The organism is Rhodospirillales bacterium, assembly GCA_016712595.1.
Classification (GTDB): domain Bacteria; phylum Pseudomonadota; class Alphaproteobacteria; order Rhodospirillales; family Defluviicoccaceae; genus Defluviicoccus.
The window spans coordinates 1,940,850-1,958,444 of sequence record JADJQT010000001.1 but is presented as its reverse complement, the minus strand read 5'-3'; the positions used below and the strand labels follow the sequence as shown (position 1 = coordinate 1,958,444).

At 63.5% G+C, this 17,595-nt stretch carries 15 protein-coding genes; 5 read left to right on the top strand and 10 right to left on the bottom strand.

Annotated features, from left to right (window positions below; all coding sequences use genetic code 11):
* Positions 1 to 92: 92 nt before the first annotated feature.
* Positions 93 to 239: a hypothetical protein gene (locus tag IPK66_08915; protein MBK8175357.1), complete on the top strand. Its 147-nt coding sequence runs from the start codon at positions 93 to 95 to the stop codon at positions 237 to 239.
* A gap of 102 nt (positions 240 to 341) precedes the next feature.
* Here IPK66_08915 and IPK66_08910 read toward each other — a convergent pair whose 3' ends face one another.
* From IPK66_08910 to IPK66_08900, 3 genes are all read right to left on the bottom strand, one after another.
* Positions 342 to 542, bottom strand: coding sequence for a hypothetical protein (locus IPK66_08910; protein ID MBK8175356.1), 201 nt, complete (start codon positions 540 to 542; stop codon positions 342 to 344).
* A gap of 20 nt (positions 543 to 562) precedes the next feature.
* Positions 563 to 1,342: a class I SAM-dependent methyltransferase gene (locus IPK66_08905; GenBank protein ID MBK8175355.1), complete on the bottom strand. Its 780-nt coding sequence runs from the start codon at positions 1,340 to 1,342 to the stop codon at positions 563 to 565.
* An 81-nt stretch (positions 1,343 to 1,423) separates the two neighbouring features.
* Positions 1,424 to 2,635 carry an aminotransferase gene (locus IPK66_08900; protein MBK8175354.1) on the bottom strand — a complete coding sequence of 404 codons (1,212 nt, stop codon included), beginning with the start codon at positions 2,633 to 2,635 and terminating at the stop codon, positions 1,424 to 1,426.
* A 369-nt stretch (positions 2,636 to 3,004) separates the two neighbouring features.
* Here IPK66_08900 and IPK66_08895 point away from each other — a divergent pair, with 369 nt between their 5' ends.
* Together IPK66_08895 and glnA are read left to right on the top strand one after the other, a co-directional pair.
* Positions 3,005 to 3,343, top strand: a complete 339-nt coding sequence (locus tag IPK66_08895; GenBank protein ID MBK8175353.1) for a P-II family nitrogen regulator — start codon at positions 3,005 to 3,007, stop codon at positions 3,341 to 3,343.
* A 96-nt stretch (positions 3,344 to 3,439) separates the two neighbouring features.
* Positions 3,440 to 4,861: a type I glutamate--ammonia ligase gene (gene glnA, locus IPK66_08890; GenBank protein MBK8175352.1), complete on the top strand. Its 1,422-nt coding sequence runs from the start codon at positions 3,440 to 3,442 to the stop codon at positions 4,859 to 4,861.
* Between the two features lie 119 nt (positions 4,862 to 4,980).
* Here the strand turns inward: glnA and IPK66_08885 are convergent, their stop codons facing one another.
* The 6 genes from IPK66_08885 to cobA all read right to left on the bottom strand — a co-directional run bounded on the left by IPK66_08885 (position 4,981) and on the right by cobA (position 12,015).
* A complete protein-coding gene (locus IPK66_08885) occupies positions 4,981 to 7,113 on the bottom strand; it encodes a chemotaxis protein (GenBank protein MBK8175351.1) in 2,133 nt (710 codons plus the stop codon).
* A gap of 120 nt (positions 7,114 to 7,233) precedes the next feature.
* Entirely contained in the window at positions 7,234 to 8,028 is a 795-nt protein-coding gene (locus IPK66_08880) for a phosphoadenylyl-sulfate reductase (GenBank protein MBK8175350.1), read from the bottom strand.
* On the bottom strand, positions 8,025 to 8,528 hold the full coding sequence (locus tag IPK66_08875) for a DUF934 domain-containing protein (protein MBK8175349.1): 504 nt from the start codon (positions 8,526 to 8,528) through the stop codon (positions 8,025 to 8,027). Before IPK66_08875 ends, IPK66_08880 begins: the two co-directional genes overlap by 4 nt.
* On the bottom strand, positions 8,515 to 10,170 hold the full coding sequence (locus IPK66_08870) for a nitrite/sulfite reductase (protein ID MBK8175348.1): 1,656 nt from the start codon (positions 10,168 to 10,170) through the stop codon (positions 8,515 to 8,517). The genes IPK66_08875 and IPK66_08870 overlap by 14 nt, the downstream gene beginning before the upstream one ends.
* Positions 10,171 to 10,175: 5 nt before the next feature.
* A complete protein-coding gene (locus IPK66_08865; GenBank protein MBK8175347.1) occupies positions 10,176 to 10,589 on the bottom strand; it encodes a DUF2849 domain-containing protein in 414 nt (137 codons plus the stop codon).
* Positions 10,590 to 10,629: 40 nt separating this feature from the next.
* On the bottom strand, positions 10,630 to 12,015 hold the full coding sequence (gene cobA, locus IPK66_08860) for a uroporphyrinogen-III C-methyltransferase (protein ID MBK8175346.1): 1,386 nt from the start codon (positions 12,013 to 12,015) through the stop codon (positions 10,630 to 10,632).
* 204 nt (positions 12,016 to 12,219) lie between these two features.
* Between cobA and IPK66_08855 the strand changes: the two genes are divergently transcribed.
* On the top strand, positions 12,220 to 14,370 hold the full coding sequence (locus IPK66_08855) for a type IIA DNA topoisomerase subunit B (GenBank protein MBK8175345.1): 2,151 nt from the start codon (positions 12,220 to 12,222) through the stop codon (positions 14,368 to 14,370).
* A 12-nt stretch (positions 14,371 to 14,382) separates the two neighbouring features.
* On the opposite strand, the gene IPK66_08850 is transcribed toward IPK66_08855, so the two are convergent.
* Positions 14,383 to 16,188 carry a PD40 domain-containing protein gene (locus IPK66_08850; GenBank protein MBK8175344.1) on the bottom strand — a complete coding sequence of 602 codons (1,806 nt, stop codon included), beginning with the start codon at positions 16,186 to 16,188 and terminating at the stop codon, positions 14,383 to 14,385.
* A gap of 846 nt (positions 16,189 to 17,034) precedes the next feature.
* Between IPK66_08850 and IPK66_08845 the strand changes: the two genes are divergently transcribed.
* Positions 17,035 to 17,529, top strand: a complete 495-nt coding sequence (locus IPK66_08845) for a hypothetical protein (GenBank protein MBK8175343.1) — start codon at positions 17,035 to 17,037, stop codon at positions 17,527 to 17,529.
* Positions 17,530 to 17,595: the final 66 nt, after the last annotated feature.

Here is a 17,595-nt window from a genome sequence, read left to right as displayed (position 1 = left end):
TTTCGTCGCGTCGGCGGAGAAGGTTGTATCCGTGATACTGGCAAGTCTATGAGCCAACCTCTGCAATCCCCGGGTAGTTACACGGGGAGACGATGCGGGCGGGGTTCGGCGGCCAGCGTGTTCCAGGCTCGGCAGCAGGCGTCGGCGATGGCGTCATCGTCTCAGAAGACGAGCGGCGAGAAGAAGCGCTTGCCCAGGTCGGACCAGAGGCGTTCGACCCGATTGAGTTCGACGAATAGGGCAGCAGCGGAATTAGGGTGACGGCGCCTGGGACCCGCAACGCCCTGGCTCCGTGCCAGCCGGCCGGGTCGAGGACGACGACGGCATGGACGGCCGGAATTTCAGCCACCAGCGATGGCAGATCCGGCCTTTCTCGCCGACGTGGGCCGCGTCCACGCCGAAACACTGTCCACGTCCGGGTCGAGATCGCGGAACATGGCGGCGGCGAACACCGCTTCCTCGGCCTCGCTCAGCCTCTGCGGCAGCTGCCGCTTCGGCCGATCCCTCAGCCCGGCCAAGCCCTCGACATTGTAGCGAACCACCGCATCCCTCAGCGCCCGGCTCAGCGGGAAACACCGGTCAGGGACGCGTCTTCGGATGTGCGCCAGCCGGACTGACGGCGACGCGCAGGAGCCGCCGAATCAATTGCGGCGCCGTCTATGGCTCCCTCTCCCGTGGTATCGGCGGGAACGCCGCCGGGCGCGCGCAAGGTCAGCAGGGTGAACAGACCGAACGGCGGAACGCGCTCATATCCCTCGACCTCGAGTTCGGTTGACTCGAGCAGGTCGGCAAGGGCGAAATTCGGATGCCAGCCGAGCCAGCGCGACATCGGCTCCAGAAACGGGGTAATCCAGCGGTCTGCGCCGTGGGCGAAGTGATTGCAGACAAGCACGGTGCCGCCTGGCTTGCACACCCGGGCGATTTCGGCGAGGCAGCCTTGCGGATCGGGAACCACCGACATCACGAAGCTGGCGACAACGCCATCGAAGACACCGTCCTCGAAGTCGAGCGCGCCGGCATCCATCCGTTCCAATGCCTTGACGTTGGCAAGGCCCTTCGCCGCGACGCGGCGGCGTGCCTTCGCCAGCATTTCCGGCGAGACGTCAACGCCGATGATGTCTTTGTCGCGGTGATAAAGCGGCAGCGACAGGCCAGTACCGACGCCGACCTCAAGGATTCGCGCGCAACCGGTCGCGTTCATTCGCCGGGCGACGACCGCCCGTCCCCACTGGAAGACCGGGCCAAAGATCAGATCGTACGTCGGAGCATAACGCCGGTAGGCACGCAAAATCGCCGCCAGGTCCGCAGCCGAGCGCCGACGCTGCCCGGTGTCTCGCATCATATTCACGTCGTCAGTCCCCTTATCGATGATCGCTCGCGCAACGCGCGTGCGCGGAATTGGTTGCGCAGCACTACAACGCCTTCATCCAATTGCGACAGCGCGCCCCCGGCTGAAATGGCGTGTGAGACGATCGATCGCCTCATTTAGAACCTCATCGCTCTTGCAGAAGCAAAACCGCACGAAGCCATGTGGGATTTCGCTATGAGCGCCGGCCTTGGAAGACTCGGCATCGCGGTAAAACGCGCTGACCGGAATCGCAGCGACGCCAGCCTCGCGGGTTAAATAGCGGCAGAAGGCAACATCGTCGCCGGAAAAACCGAGGCGGCGAAAGTCGGCGATGAGAAAATAGCTTCCCGCGCTCGCCAGCACATCGAAGCCGGCGGCGGCGAGACCGGCGGCGAGGCGGTCTCGCTTGCCCTGTTGGTCGCGAGACAATGCATGAAAGTAGCCGTCGTCGAGCCTGAGACCGGCGGCGACGGCCGTCTGCAGGTTCGGCGGTGTGGTGAAGGTGATGAACTGGTGCGCGCGCGCCGCGGCGTCGATCAGCGCCGGCGCGCCGACAACGTAGCCAACCTTCCATCCGGTCGCGGAAAAGGTTTTGCCGGCGGAGCCGACGCGCAGGCATCGCTCCCGCATGCCCGCGAGCGTGATCAGCGGAACGTGCGCGCCGCCGTCAAAGATGAGGTGCTCATAAACCTCGTCACAGACCGCATAGGCGTCGTGCGCCGCGATGAGTCCGGCGATGAATGCCAGTTCGTCGCGCTCGAATACCTTGCCGGCGGGGTTGAGCGGCGAATTGAGCACCAGGAGCTTGGTGCGGGGACCGAAAGCAGCGGCCAAAGCTTCGCGTGGCAGCGCCCATTCCGGCGGCTCGAGGCGAACGAGACGGACGATTCCGCCGGCCTGCTCGATGATCGGCAGGTATGAATCGTAAAGCGGCTCGACCACCACCGTTTCGTCACCCGGCTCGATCAGGCCAAAGAAGCTGTCGGCGAGCGCCTCGGTGGCACCCGAGGTGATCAAAACCTCGCTCTGCCAGTCGAGTTCGAGACCGTAGAATCGCCGGTCGTGCTCCGCCACCGCCCTGCGCAGGTCGGCGATCCCGCGCATCGGTGGGTATTGATTGGAACCGTCGAGGATCGCATCGGCGGCGCAGCGGCGCAGCGCTTGCGGCCCCTCCTCGTCCGGAAATCCCTGGCCAAGGTTGATCGCCCCGCATTCGGCGGCAAGCGCGCTCATCACCGTAAAGATCGTCGTGCCAAAGCGGGCAAGAACGGGATTGAGCGGTTTCATTGCAGCGTGGGCTTTCAAGCGATTGGTGGTACGACCGGCCGTGGCATAATGCGGCTGTGGCAGCAGGCACCATTCGCGCCCCGCGTGTCAACCGCATCGAAACGTCAAGCCACGCGCAGTCCGAAGGTTTATCATCCGTGCAACTGCGCGTTTTGTAGGCGACTTACTGCCCGGCACTCGGGCAGGATGGGGAGCGGATGTAGAATAAGCCGGCGGTCCCACGGTCGAAATCGATGATTGCGCTACTTGGCACGAAGCATGCTTCGTGCCGCACTCGAATGCCTGAGCAATCTCAGCGTAGACAGCAGTCATCCGGCGTGCGAACGATCCGGCCGGCTCGGATCAGCCGAAGCGGAGAGGCAGTATCTGATGAAGAAGATCGAAGCGATCATCAAGCCCTTCAAGCTTGACGACGTCAAAGAAGCGCTCCACGAGCTCGGGTTGCAAGGTATCACCGTGCTTGAGGCAAAGGGATTTGGCCGTCAAAAGGGACATACCGAACTCTACCGGGGCGCCGAATACGTGGTTGATTTTCTGCCGAAGGTAAAAATTGAATTGGTTGTCGAAGATAACCTCGTCGAACAGGCCGTCGAGGCGATTCAGCAGGCAGCCCGCACCGGACGCATCGGTGACGGAAAGATCTTCATTACCACCGTCGAAGATGCCATTCGCGTGCGTACTGGCGAGCGGGGCATTGAAGCGATATAAGCCTGTCGCCCGGCATGGCGCTTGACGCCGGGGGCGTGCGGGCACGCCTCTCACACATAAACGTTTGCAACGCAGAGGGATCAGAGGAAAAGAATCATGGCTCTCAACTGTAAGACGCCGGCCGACGTGCTGCAGCTGGTCAAGGCGAACGAGGTCAAGTACATCGACCTGCGTTTCACCGATCCGCGCGGCAAGTGGCAACACCTGACGATGACCAGCGACTTCGTCGATGAAGACTCCTTCACCGACGGCATCATGTTCGACGGATCATCGATCGCCGGCTGGAAGGCGATCAACGAATCCGACATGTCTCTGATCCCCGACGCGACAAGCGCCGTGATGGACCCGTTCGCCGCCCAATCGGCGCTGATTTTGTTCTGCGACGTCGTCGAGCCATCCACTGGCGAGCCCTACATCCGGGACCCGCGTTCGATCGCCAAGAAGGCCGAGGCGTACGTCGTCTCCGGCGGCTTCGGTGATACCGTCTATGTCGGACCGGAAGCCGAATTCTTCGTCTTCGACGACGTCCGCTACGACGTGAAGATGAATTCCTGCTTTTATGAATTCAGCTCGGACGAAGGACCGTACGTCACCGGCCGCATCCTGCCCGAGGGCAACGCCGGCCACCGTCCGCCGATCAAGGGCGGCTATTTCCCGGTTCCCCCGGTCGATTCCTGCATGGATCTGCGCGCTGAGATGGTCTCGACGATGCAGGAGATGGGCCTCGTCATGGATAAGCACCACCACGAAGTGGCGCCCAGCCAGCACGAACTCGGCCTCGTTTTCTCGACCCTCGTGACCGCCGCCGACAACATCCAGATCTACAAGTATTGCACCCACATGGTCGCCCAGACCTATGGCAAGACGGCGACGTTCATGCCGAAGCCAGTGACCGGCGACAATGGCTCGGGCATGCACACCCACCAGTCGATCTGGAAGGACGGCAAGCCGCTGTTCGCCGGATCGGGCTACGCCGACCTCTCCGATTTCGCCCTCTACTACATTGGCGGCATCATCAAGCATGCCAAGGCGCTGAACGCCTTCACCAATCCGTCGACCAACAGCTACAAGCGGCTGATCCCAGGCTTCGAAGCGCCGGTGCTGCTGGCCTATTCCGCGCGCAATCGTTCGGCGTCCTGCCGCATTCCGTTCACCTCGAACCCGAAGGGCAAGCGCGTCGAGATCCGTTTCCCCGATCCGACCTGCAATCCCTACCTCGCCTTCTCGGCAATGGTGATGGCCGGTCTCGACGGCGTGCAGAACAAGATCCACCCGGGCGACGCCATCGACAAGAACCTCTACGACCTGCCGCCGGACGAGCTTGCCGCGGTACCGACGGTGTGTGGCAGCCTGCGTGAGGCACTGACCAACCTCGACGCGAACCGCGACTTCCTGAAGAAAGGCGACGTCTTCACCGACGACCTGATCGACAGCTACATCGAGCTGAAGTGGGAAGAGGTCTACAACTTCGAGCACACGCCGCACCCGGTCGAATTCCAGATGTACTATTCGTCCTAAGGCGCCACGCGATTACGGTCGCGCGATAACTCGGGCGAGGACCTTCGCTCCCAAACGGAGGTCCTCGATCGCTCTCTATCGTCTGACTGTCTTGCCTTGCTCCGACGACAGCGGACCCGTCAGGGAACGACGGCGAGACGGACGTTGCCCCACTGTCGGCCTCCGATCATGATCGGCGAGTCGTATTCCTTCAGCACGATGATCTGGCCGTTACCCATTTCCCGCGGATAGGCCTGGATCAGGAACGGCTGGGTGTTGCGCGCCGCCAGCAATCCAGTGCGATCATCGAAGATTCGCCGATTGCGGCAATTCGCGGTATTCCAGTCGCGTTCGCCGGGACGTTGCGGATGCGAATACTTCTGATTATGGGTCGGCAGGTAACCGTTGCGATCGACCGCGCAACAAAAGATGACCCGCTTGTCTGACAAGGGCGCTTCGATGAGCGGCGGCAAAAGCCGATCGGTCAGTTCGGTAAATTCAGACATGAACTGTTGCGGGTCGCTGTTGGCGATCGGATCGTATCGACCGGAAAAGAATGCCGAGGGCGCGATCGTCCCCGTGCGAACCGCCTGCTCGAACGTCTGACCGATCTGCTTGGCCATCTTTTGCGCCTGGGCGACATATCCCTCATCGGCGCGCTTGCTGGTATCGATCACCTCGACAATTTTGGCGCGCTCGGCGTCGCCCACCTTGACGAACTGGATATGCAGATCGTAACCGCTATATCCGCCGACTTTCGCCGTAACGCTGCCGATACCCTCGAGATGCAGACCACCGACGACGCCTGCATCCACCGCGACCGTCGAAACCAGGGCGGCGCCGGAGCACGTCAGATCGGCGGTAAATCCTTCGATGACCTTGCCGCCAACGCCGAGCCGGTAACGGATGGCGACCGGCTCGCGTCGCTCGCGTCGCCGATTACCAACGCCGGACGAGCGCAAGATCGTCGTCAACCGCCGTTGCAGATCGTGGATGCTGCCGCTTACCTGCTCAGACAAGCGGCCGACCGTCTGTGACGTACCGCTCGTTCTCTGCGCCTCGACGAACAGGTCGTTCACCTGGTCGACAACCCGTTGCGTGTGCGACGCCGCCGCAGAGACGCTCCCGGCGATGCCCGTGGCCGCCACCTGCTGCTCACCCGTCGCCGTCGTCACCCGGTCGGCGGCGGCATGGACCGCACGGATCGTGTTCGTCACCTCGTCGACCATCGCCGCCGTCTCGACGGTGGTGCGCTGGATTTCCTCCGCCTGCCCCCTGATCGTACCGATCGCCTCTTCGGTCTGCCGCGCGAGGTTCTTCACTTCGGCGGCAACGACGGCAAAGCCTTTGCCCGCCTCGCCGGCACGAGCGGCCTCAATCGTCGCATTCAGGGCCAGCAGCCGGGTCTGCGACGCGATCGCCTCGACCAGCGAGACAACCTCGCTGATGCGCGCCGTCGCCTGCGAGAGACCGCTCACGGTCCGGCTTGCCGACTCCGCCTGGGTCACCGCGCCGACCGTCAGATGGGACGCTTCCCCGGCATCCTGAGAAATCTGCCGGCAGCCCTCTTCGAGACGACTCGAATCGCTGCTCGCCGCACCGACGTTGTCGAGCGTGGTGGAAACCGAAGAGCCGACGGACGACGCCGCGTAATGCATTTTCTCAGCGATGCTGCACAGTTCTTGCGCGCTTTCGCTCATCTGATCGGCCTGGGCGGCGATCAGCCCCACGGAGTCTTCGACTTCGCGGTCGAGAAGGTCCGACAGGCCGAGCAATTCCGATTTCAGCTTGTTCGCCTCACCCTGCTTCAGGTAGGTCGAAATCGCCAGGTCCATGTCGAGGAACGCCGCGCGCATCACCGCGCAGATATCGTCGAGCTGTCCACTTGCCTTGGCCTTGCGACCGAGAATATGGCCAACCAGACGCTCAAGAATGAAGCAATAGCCACCGATGTACCAGCGCGGCTCGAGGCCGATCCGCTCATGCGCCTGCCCGACGGCATCGGCACGGCGCACATAATCGCTATCGAAACGGCCGGAAAAGAGGTTGTCCCAGTGCGTCTGCTGCGCACCCTTCAGCCGCGCGATGTTGGCATCGTCCTTGAGCATCGCCGCGAGCGCCGGACGCTTGCGCAGATGGTCGTAAAACGCGTCGGCAACGTCCGGCAACGCCTTGGCAATGTCCGCTTGCAATCGGCGCAGACGCTCTCGCGTGGCCGGGTCGAGTACGAGGAAGTCCAGACGGTCATCAATGTTGGGGGCGACGTCGGCCATGCTCGCCTCAAGCCTCGTGGTGATCGCAGAGCACCGCCGACAAGTGCTTGCCGGCGGTGCCATCGAACACTACGCAACGAAGCCTGAGAAATAGTTAAGCGGCGCGCATTGTCTTGTGCGTCAGTCAATGCCGTTCATTTGCCACTTGCCACTCATCGGCAGGTGAATCCCGCATTCCGTCTTGTCGCGTCCTCGCCAGCGGCCGGCGGGCACGTCGTGACCTGGAGCAACCCGGTCGTTGGAGGTCATGCAGCCGATCGATAAGAAGCCCTGCTCTTCAAGCTCGTGGCGCGGCAGGTCATGGCGGGCGAAATATGCCTCCAGGTCATCCTTGCTCCAGTCGGCGAGCGGGTTGATCTTGATCCGACCGTCGTCCAGATTAACCTCGATGCGCGGCAGATTGGCCCGCTTGCCGCCGTGAAAGCCCTTGCGGCCAGTGATCCAGGCATCGAAGCCCTTGAGCGCATGATCGAGCGGTTCCACTTTGCGCAGGTAGCAGCACATATCGGGATTGCCGTACCACAACACGCCATCCGGATCGAAGGCCGCGATCTTGTCCTCGTCGGGTTTGACCCCTCGCACGTCGGTCAGGCCGAGCAGGTTCGTCAGGCGCTGGCAATACCGCAGCGTCTCACCGAACAGTTTGCCGGTATTCAAAAAGATCACCGGTGTCGACGGAGCGATCGTCGCCACCAGATGCAGCAGCACCGCCGCCTCGGCGCCGAACGACGAGACCAGAGCGATGCGCCCGGCGAACTCGCCCTCGAGCATCCCGGTAAGCAGCGCGCGCGTATCAGCATCGTGATAGCGTCGCACCAGGTCCTCGGCGCGGGCGTGCCCGGCAGCGAGCCGCGCCTTCGTCCAGGCCTCCGGATGCGTCGCCTCAGCCGCGGGAGGCAGCCCATGTGGCGTCATCGGCCGCCCCTTTCCTGGCTACGCAGGCGCGACGCGGATAAGCGGGCGTCGCTCGCGGGTTGATAGAACACGCTGAAAGCCTGGGTTGCCTCCGTCCATGCCGCGACGGCGCGTTCGTCAGCGACTTCGAAAGCATCGAAGCCGCAGCGCTGCATGAACAGGAATTGATCGCGCAAAACATTGCCGACAGCGCGCAGCTCACCGGCAAAACCGTAGCGCTCGCGCAAGAGGCGAGCGGTCGAATAGGCCCGCCCGTCCTTGAATGCCGGAAATTCAAGGGCAATGACGGCGAGCGACGTGGCGTGCTCGCCGATTTCGTGCGCGTGCTCAGCCGACGTCATGCGCACCCCCAGCGGGTCGGCGCGATCGCGCAGGGCACCGCTGTCGGCATGAAAACGGGCAAGCGAGACGATCACCGGACCGCTCGCCGGCACGGCGTCGCCGTCGCCCAGCGCGATCCACGGATCGGGGACGGACCGGCCATCCTTAATGAGCGGCATAAAGCTTCTCCTTGAACGGAGTGAGGCCGACGCGGCGATAGGTATCAAGGAAGCGTTCGCCGTTTTCGCGCAGGCCGACGTAGGTTTCCACGAGATTCTCGACCGCATTCACCACCTCGTCGTAGGCGAAGGCCGGGCCGACCAGCGCGCCGATCGCGGTCGTCTCGGTGGCATCGCCGCCGAGGGTGATCTGGTAAAATTCCTCGCCCTTCTTATCGACGCCGAGAATACCGATGTGGCCGACGTGGTGGTGGCCGCAGGCGTTGATGCACCCGGAAATCTTGATTTTAAGCTCGCCCACGTCGTGGACGCGATCGAGATCGCCGAAGCGCCGGGAGATCTGCTGGGCGATCGGTATGGCGCGGGCGTTGGCGAGCGCGCAGTAATCGAGGCCGGGACAGGCGATGATATCGGTCACCGTCCCGATGTTGGGCGTGGCGAGACCGAGCGGCATCAGCGCCTGCCACAACGCATAGAGGTCGCCCTGCTCGACGTGAGTGAACGTCAGATTCTGCTCATGGGTGACCCGCACCTCGCCGAAACTGTAGCGGTCGGCGAGATCGGCGATCGCCTCCATCTGCTCTGCCGTCGCATCGCCCGGCACCCCGCCTTCGGGCTTGAGCGAAAGATTGACGATGGCATAGCCCGGCTGCTTATGGGCGACGAGATTCACTCGCGACCAGCGGGCGAACGCCACATCGTCGCGCCTTTTCTGCTCGAAGCCGGACGAAGTCGCGGACAACGGCTTGAACGACGGCGGCGCAAAATAGGCCATGATACGCGCGCCCTCGCCTTCGGGCAGTTCGACCGGCGAGCCTTTTATGTGCGTCCACTCGTCTTCGACACGGCGACGGAACTCCTCGATTCCAACCTCATGGACGAGGATCTTGATGCGCGCCTTGAACATGTTGTCCCGCCGACCGTACCCGTTATAAACGCGCAGAATCGCCTCCAGGTAGGAGAGCAGGTGGGCCTTGGCGAGGAATGGTCGGATCACCTTACCGATCATCGGCGTGCGCCCCTGGCCGCCACCGACGAGCACTTCAAAGCCAATCTCGCCGCCAGCATCGCGGACGATGCGCAGGCCGATGTCGTGCACAGCGACGGCCGCCCGGTCGGCGGGCGCGCCAGTCACCGCCACTTTGAACTTGCGCGGCAGGAACGAGAATTCGGGATGCAGGCTCGACCACTGGCGGATGATCTCGCACCACGGACGCGGGTCTTCGATCTCGTCGGCGGCGGCGCCGGCATACTGATCAGCGGTGACGTTACGGATGCAGTTGCCGCTGGTCTGGATCGCGTGCATCTCGACCGACGCGAGGTCGGCGAGAATGTCGGGCGTGTCCTCAAGCTTCGGCCAGTTGTACTGGATGTTCTGGCGGGTGGTAAAATGCCCGTAGCCCTTATCGTAGGCTCGGGCGATGTGGGCAAGCATGCGCATCTGTCGCGACGACAGCGTGCCATAGGGCACGGCGACGCGCAGCATGTAGGCGTGAAGCTGCAAATAAAGGCCATTCATCAGCCGCAACGGCCGAAATTCTTCCTCGCTCAGCTCACCCGAGAGCCGGCGCGCCACCTGGCCACGGAACTCCGCCACCCGCTCGGCGACGAAGGTATGATCGAACTCGTCGTACCGGTACATGGACGTCAGCCTTCTGTTGCCTGGTTGCCGGGATCGGCCTGTTTGCCGAGACCTGGATGCGTCGATGGGCCAGCCGCACGGATGCGCTCGCGATAGGTCGTCGGCAACAGCGCGCCGCCCTCGCTGCGGACGACATCGATCAAGTAGGGAGCCACGACGCGGCACCGCGCCGCATCGCCCTCGGCGACGGCAAGCAGCCCGGCCGCCACATCCTTGCTTTCGCTCGCCACGGCGTCAACGAGTCGCTCCGACCACGTTCCGCCCTCGGCGAGATAGACCACGATGCCATCGCCGAGGCGGTTGGCGGTCACGGCCTTCAGGTTGCCGCCACGCGCGCTGCGCGCGGCCGAGATATCGGACGCTTCTTGTCTCGCCCGTGGCGCCGGCTTCGCTGCCGTCGCGCCCGCTGCCTTGCTCATCAGGACCTCTCCCAAAATCAACCCGCCGCGTCAGGCGGGATCAACGCGCCGCGGCCTGCGCCATCGCCGATCGGGTATGCGCATCGGCGTGGCGAACCACCTCGCCGATAAGAATCATCACCGGGCCAGGCTCGACTTGCCGCACGAGGCGCGCCAATTCACTCAGCGCTCCGACGGCCACGCGCTGTCCCTCGCCGCTGACCTCCGCGATCGCCGCCGCCGGGGTCTGCGGATCGCGCCCCGCAGCGACCAGGCGCCGCGCCAGCGCACCGGCTTTGGCCGCGCCCATGTAAACCGCTAGCGTATGACGATTGCGGGCGAGGTCCTGCCAGTCGTGATCAGGCTCGCCATGCCGACCCTGCGCCGTCATTAGCGTGACCGCCTGGGCATCGTCGCGATGGGTCAGCGGAATGCCGGTCGTCGCCGCCGCCGCGACAGCCGCAGTGACGCCCGGGATCACCTCGACGGAAATGCCGAGGCGCGTTAAATGGTCCCGCTCCTCGCCGCCGCGAGCGAAGATGAACGGATCGCCGCCTTTGAGACGGACGACGCGTCGGCCGCTGCCGGCAAGCGAGGCCAGCAGCGCGTTGATCGCGTCCTGCGGCATCGCCTGACACCCCGGCGCCTTACCGACATCGATCCGCTCGGCGTCGCGCCGTCCATAATCGAGGATGCGCGGGCCGATGAGGCGATCGTGAACGATCACGTCGGCTTCCTGCAGGGCGCGCAACGCCTTTAACGTCAGGAGGTCCGGATCGCCCGGCCCGGCGCCGACGAGAGCGACGCTGCCGACCTCTCCCGCGACGTCGTCGGGACGGTTGATCAGGGCCAGCATGCGCTCGCGCGCCGCGCTGTCCGCGCCCGATAGAACCGCCGCCGCCACCGGACCGCTGAAAAAGCGCTCCCAGAACCGCCGGCGTTGCCCGCCGGTGCGCCGCGTCGCCTTGACCGCGCCCCGAAAGTTGTCGGCAAAGCGGGCCAAGCGTCCGAGATTTGCCGGCAGCAGGGCCTCGATGCGCGCGCGCACGCTGCGGGCGAGGACCGGGGACGCGCCCGCACTGGTCACGGCAACCGTGATCGGATCGCGATCGATGATCGCCGGCCAGACAAAGGTGCACAGCTCCGGCTGGTCGACGACGTTCACCGGCACGCCCGCCACCTGCGCTGCCGCCGAGATTCGAGCAGCGAGCGCCGGATCGCCGCAATCGACGACGACCAGCGCCGCCCCTGCGATGTCCGCATCGACGAACGTCCGCTCGATAACCCGTCCGTGCCCGTTCGCCACCGGCGAATGCGGCGATACGAGGAAGGTGACCAGGGCGCCGGCGTCGGCAAGCATAGCGGCCTTGCGCTCAGCGGCCCCCCCCCCGCCGACCACCAGAACCCGGCGGTCACGGAGACTCAGAAACAGCGGAAAATATTGCATGTGTGTGCCCTGTTGCCGATCCGCCGGCACGCAGGGCCTGGCGCATCGATCCATTGTCGGCCGGATGCCTGTCCGCTCCGACGGAAAATACATAGGCGTTTGTAGTTTCTATTTAAACTACAATTGATATTTGTATTATGTAAGTCGGCGCCAGATGCCGGCACGCGCGTTCGCAAACTGTTCCGTTTAGCCGAAGCTTGCCATATGTTGGCGTCGGGCAAATCGGCGCCACATCATGATGGGATCGGCTTGGAGCTGTGGCCCCAGGCCGGAACCGGCGTTTTGCCGTTACCCGTTCCCAAAGCTGGAGCCGCGATTGTGAACAATCCCGCGACGAAGCGAACGAGCCGCTCTGCGCCGGTGACGAACAGCGGCGATGATCTTTTCGCTCGCGCCGCGCAGGAGCCGAGTGCCTACACCGCCAAGGATATCGAGGTCCTCGAAGGGCTGGAGCCGGTGCGGCGACGCCCGGCAATGTATATTGGCGGGACCGACGAGCGGGCGCTCCACCATCTCGTCGCCGAACTGCTCGATAATGCCGTCGATGAAGCCGTCGCCGGACATGCCAGCCGCATCGAGCTGCGGCTGACCGAGGACGGCAGGGTAAACGTGCGCGACAACGGCCGTGGCATTCCCGTCGATCCGCATCCGAAATTCCCCGATCGCTCGGCACTTGAGGTCATCCTGACGACCCTGCATTCAGGCGGCAAGTTCGGGGGCAGCGCGTACGCGACCTCCGGCGGGCTGCATGGCGTCGGCCTCTCCGTCGTCAACGCGCTGGCCGAGTCCCTAACTATCGAGGTGGCGCGCGATCGCATGCTGTGGACGCAGTCCTACGCCCGCGGCGTGCCGACATCACCGTTGAACAATGCCGGCACGGTCCAGAATCGCCGGGGAACGAGCATCACCTTTCGCGCCGATCCGCTCATCTTCGGCAGTGCTGCCCGCTTCGAGCCCGCCGTGCTCTACCGCATGGCCCGCTCGAAGGCTTATCTTTTCCGCGGCATGGAAATCCGCTGGTCGTGCGCCGCTTCGCAGCTTAGCGCCGGTGAGGACGTTCCGGACGAGGCGGTTTTACACTTCCCGGACGGCATCGCCGACTATCTGCGCTCGGCCCTCGGTGATCGCGAGACGGTCACGCCCGAGGCGTTTACCGGCGAAGCCACGCTGGCTGGCGATCGCGGACGTATCGAATGGGCGGTCACCTGGCCCACCGACGAGGACGGCTTCTTTACCTCCTACTGCAACACCGTGCCGACCCCACAGGGCGGAACCCACGAGGCCGGATTCCGCTCGGCTCTGACCAAGGCGATCAGGGCTTACGGAGAGCGGGTGAAGAACCGCGACGTCGAGAAACTGATTGCGGACGACGTCATTGCCGGTGCCTGCGTGATGCTGTCCCTGTTCCTGCGCGAGCCGCAGTTCCAGGGCCAGACAAAAGAGAAGCTCGTCAACGCCGACGCCACCCGCCTGATCGAAGTGCCGGTTCGCGACCACGTCGATCACTGGCTTTCGGCCACCCCCGCCGTTTCCGACACGCTCCTGGCACATGTCCTCGACCGGGCGCAGCAACGCCTCCAACGCCGGCAGGACAAATCGGTCAAGCGGCAGTCGGCGACTCGCCGGCTTCGCCTGCCAGGCAAGCTCACCGACTGCGCCCGAGAAAGCGCCCAGGGAACGGAGCTGTTTCTAGTCGAAGGCGATTCCGCCGGCGGCTCGGCCAAGCAGGCGCGCGAGCGGGAAACCCAGGCAGTGTTGCCCTTGCGCGGCAAGATACTCAACGTCGCCAGCGCCTCGGCGGAAAAGCTGCGCGCCAACCAGGAACTGCGCGATCTGATCGAGGCGCTCGGCTGCGGTTCGGGCACGGCCTACGCCGAAGCGGCGCTACGCTACGAGAAGATCGTCATCATGACCGATGCCGACGTCGACGGCGCCCACATCGCCTCGCTGTTAATCACCTTTTTCTTCCGTGAGATGCCCAAGCTGATCGAGCATGGGCACCTGTTTCTCGCGGCACCGCCGCTGTACCGCCTGTCTCGCGGCGCGAAGACGCTTTATGCGCGCGACGATGCCCATAAGGCACAACTTCTCGCCAGCGAGTTCGTCGGCCGCGGCGACGTCGACATCAGCCGTTTCAAAGGGCTGGGCGAGATGCCCGCCGCCCAGCTCAAGACAACGACCATGGCGCCAGCATCACGAACACTGCTACGCATCGTTCTTCCGTCGGCCGAAGCGTCCGCCGAGCGCTCCGTCGTCGCCGAACGCATCGAGACCTTGATGGGCCGACGGCCGGAGCTTCGTTTCGCGCTGATTTCCGAGCACGCGCGGTTCGTCGCCGATACCCTCGACGTCTAGCGGCCGCCGGTCTCAGGCAAGCAGGATATCGACGACGTGGACATTGTTGATCCCCAAGATCTGCAAATCTCCCGCATCGAACGCGCCGTCGTCATTGAGATCGGCCTGCAGTTCGCCGCGTGCGCCCACTCGCACCTCGATGACCCCGTCACCGGCGATGAATCCGGCCGTTCCAATAAAGGTGTCGACGCCGACGGCGCGCAAATCCAACCGGTCCTGGCCGGTGGTGAAGTCGGTGACGACGTCACCGTGATCGAACACGGAATTGCCGGGACGAAAGACGAAACAGTCACGCCCAAGGCCGCCGGTCAGCGTGTCCTGGCCGAGACCACCGATCAGGGTATCGTTCCCCGCATCGCCGATGAGGCGGTCGTTGCCGTTGCCGCCATGCAGGCGGTCGTTGCCAAAATGGCCGTCGAGCAAATCGGCACCGGCGCCGGCGAACAGGCGGTCCCGACCATCGCCGCCATTGAGCGAATCGATACCGTCGTTGCCCAGCAGGAGATCGTCACCGCCAAGGCCGCGGATTGTCTCGCCGAAACGTGTGCCTTGGAGGGTGTCATTCCATTCGCTGCCGATCAGCGAGCGGACGAAGGTGCCGGCGACGTCGGCGACGAACACGTCCTGGCGACTGTTCGCGTCATCGCTGACGAGGTCGCTCGCCCAGCTTTCGAACGCAACATGATGACCGTCGGCCGCCATCGCGGCGCTGGTGCCGGTGCTGTCACCGGTGCTGCCGTCGGCGGTCGTATCGGCATAGAAGATGGTGCCGGTCAGCAGATTCTTGACGAAGATATCGGAGACGCCGTTGACATCGCCGGCGACGAGCGTGTTCGAAGAACTTTCGAAGGCGACGTAATGACCGTCCGCCGAGATCGAAGGGAAGAGGGCGGCAAACGTTCCTTCGCTACCGTCGGGGGCGATGCTGGCACGGACGATGTTTCCAGTTGCCAGATCCTTCACGAACACGTCGTACGTGCCATTGGTATCACCGGCGACGAGGTTGGAGGCATTGCTGGAAAAGGCGACATATCGCCCGTCGGCGGAGATTGAAGCGTCGGTGCTGAAGCTGTTGCCGAGCGTGCCATCAGCCGCGGCGCTGACCAGCGTGACCTCCCCGGTCTGCAGATCCTTGACGAACACGTCGGTGCGGCCGTTGGTGTCATGCGCGACGAGATTATTGGCATCGCTGGAAAAGGCGACATACCGTCCGTCGGCCGAAAGCGATGGATTCTTGCTCGCTGCCCGTCCCAGGGTTCCGTCACTGGCAGTGCTGACCAGGGTGATTTCACCCGTCTCCACATTCTTTACGAACACATCGTACACGCCGTTCGTATCTCCAGCGACGAGGTTCGAGGCAAGGCTCTCGAACGCCACGAACGTCCCGTCCGCCGAAATCGACGAGAGAATCCCGTATGAATTCGCCTGCGTACCGTCCGCCGCAGTGTTGACCAGACTGATCGTTCCTGTGTGCAGGTCCTTGATGAAAATATCCAATTCGTGGTTGACATCGCTGGCGACGAGATTGTCGGCATAGCTGGCGAACGAGACGTAGCGGCCGTCAGCCGAAATCGACGGCGCGTAGCTCTGGTTATTGCCGAGCACGCCATTCGCATCGGTGCTGACCGCGATCGTCGAGCCGGTTTGCGTATCCTTAACGAAAATGTCCCATGTGCCGGCTCCGTCGCCCGGGACGAGATTGCCGGCGATGCTGGCGAAAGCGACGTAGTGCCCATCGGCGGAGATCGACGGGGTAAGGCTGCGATCGTTCGCTTCTAGACCGTCAGCATCGGTGCTGACGCGGGTGATGCTGGCCATGAGATGCTCTCCCTACTGTTTTTCGCATTTGTCCCCACACGGGCCCGCGATGCCCTGAGTCAGGGCGTTCCGCCGCCCGCAAAAGACCTTCCCTGTTTCGCGCCTTCGCCCGCGCGCGGCTGTACTTCATGCGCACGGTCCGCATGCGCATTCGGCGAGAGCACAGCTTTAAATCGCGGTTTTTTTTGGCCCATATCCCCCAGCGCGCGTTCAGCACCGACAATACCGACGCCTTACGCCCGTGGCACCGGCTCATCTGTATTCCAGATCACATTCGCGCTCAAGACCGGCCGCGATCGGGCGAGCCGTGCGGTAAGCAGGGTCGATGAGGCTGAACAGCTACTCGCTTGAGGCGCCTGGAACCCGGCCCCCCTGGCACATTTCAGCACCGATATAAGACCATGGCCTTCATGCGCTTCGTTCTGGCTCACCCAGAAAAACTGGCAAGACGTCACCGGCCCGAGTCGTTTGTTTCAATAATTTCAGGTGAAGTTTGTAAACATATTTACATCGTCAAAAATAATAAGCATACGAATTGTGACAAATAATAAATATTAAAAATATATGCTGTAATAATTATGAGTTCAATTAAACACTTTATCCGGAAAAATCTGAAACGACAAACATCGTTTTAAGACATCTGTCGGTTACAAAAAAAGTGTCTTCTACCCCTCGCCAACCGGTGCCACATCCGGCGCCGACACGATGGGGAGCAAAGACATGGAACACACCAATCGCACTTCTGCCTTCGCCCGCCGGCTGCTGGCCGGCGCGTTCGTCCTGGGCGGCATCGCCGCTGCAGCTCCGGCTTCGGCCGCGGTCCCGAACCCAATCGCCATCTTCAACATGGTCCGCTCGGCCGGTGTCGCCTCGTGCCTGCCGAACGCCAAGGCGCGGGTGACCATCAGCACGCTTGGCGAAGTCGAAACCATGACCGTAGCCGCCACCGGTCTGCCGAAGAACGTCGGCTTCGACTTCTTCATCATCCAGCAGGCGAACGCGCCCTTCGGTCTTTCCTGGTATCAAGGTGACATGGAGAGCGACTCGCAGGGCCGCGCCGTTGGCGTCTTCGTCGGTCGCTTCAGCCGCGAGACCTTCATCGTCGCGCCCGGCAGCACCGCCGCGCCGGTGGTGGACGGGGAAGATGCGTCGACCAACCCCGCAACCGAACCGGTGCACACCTTCCACCTCGGCATGTGGTTCAACAGCCCGGCGGATGCCGCTGCTGCCGGCTGCCCGAACATCGTCACTCCCTTCAACGGCGAGCACAATGCTGGCATTCAGGTCCTGAACACCAGCAACTTCGCGGTTAAAGGTCCTTTGTTCAACCTTGTGCAGTAATCGGCCGAAAGGCGTGGCGGAAGCCGGTCGCGGGGAACGCTCCGGACCGGCTTCCGCTGCGTCCGG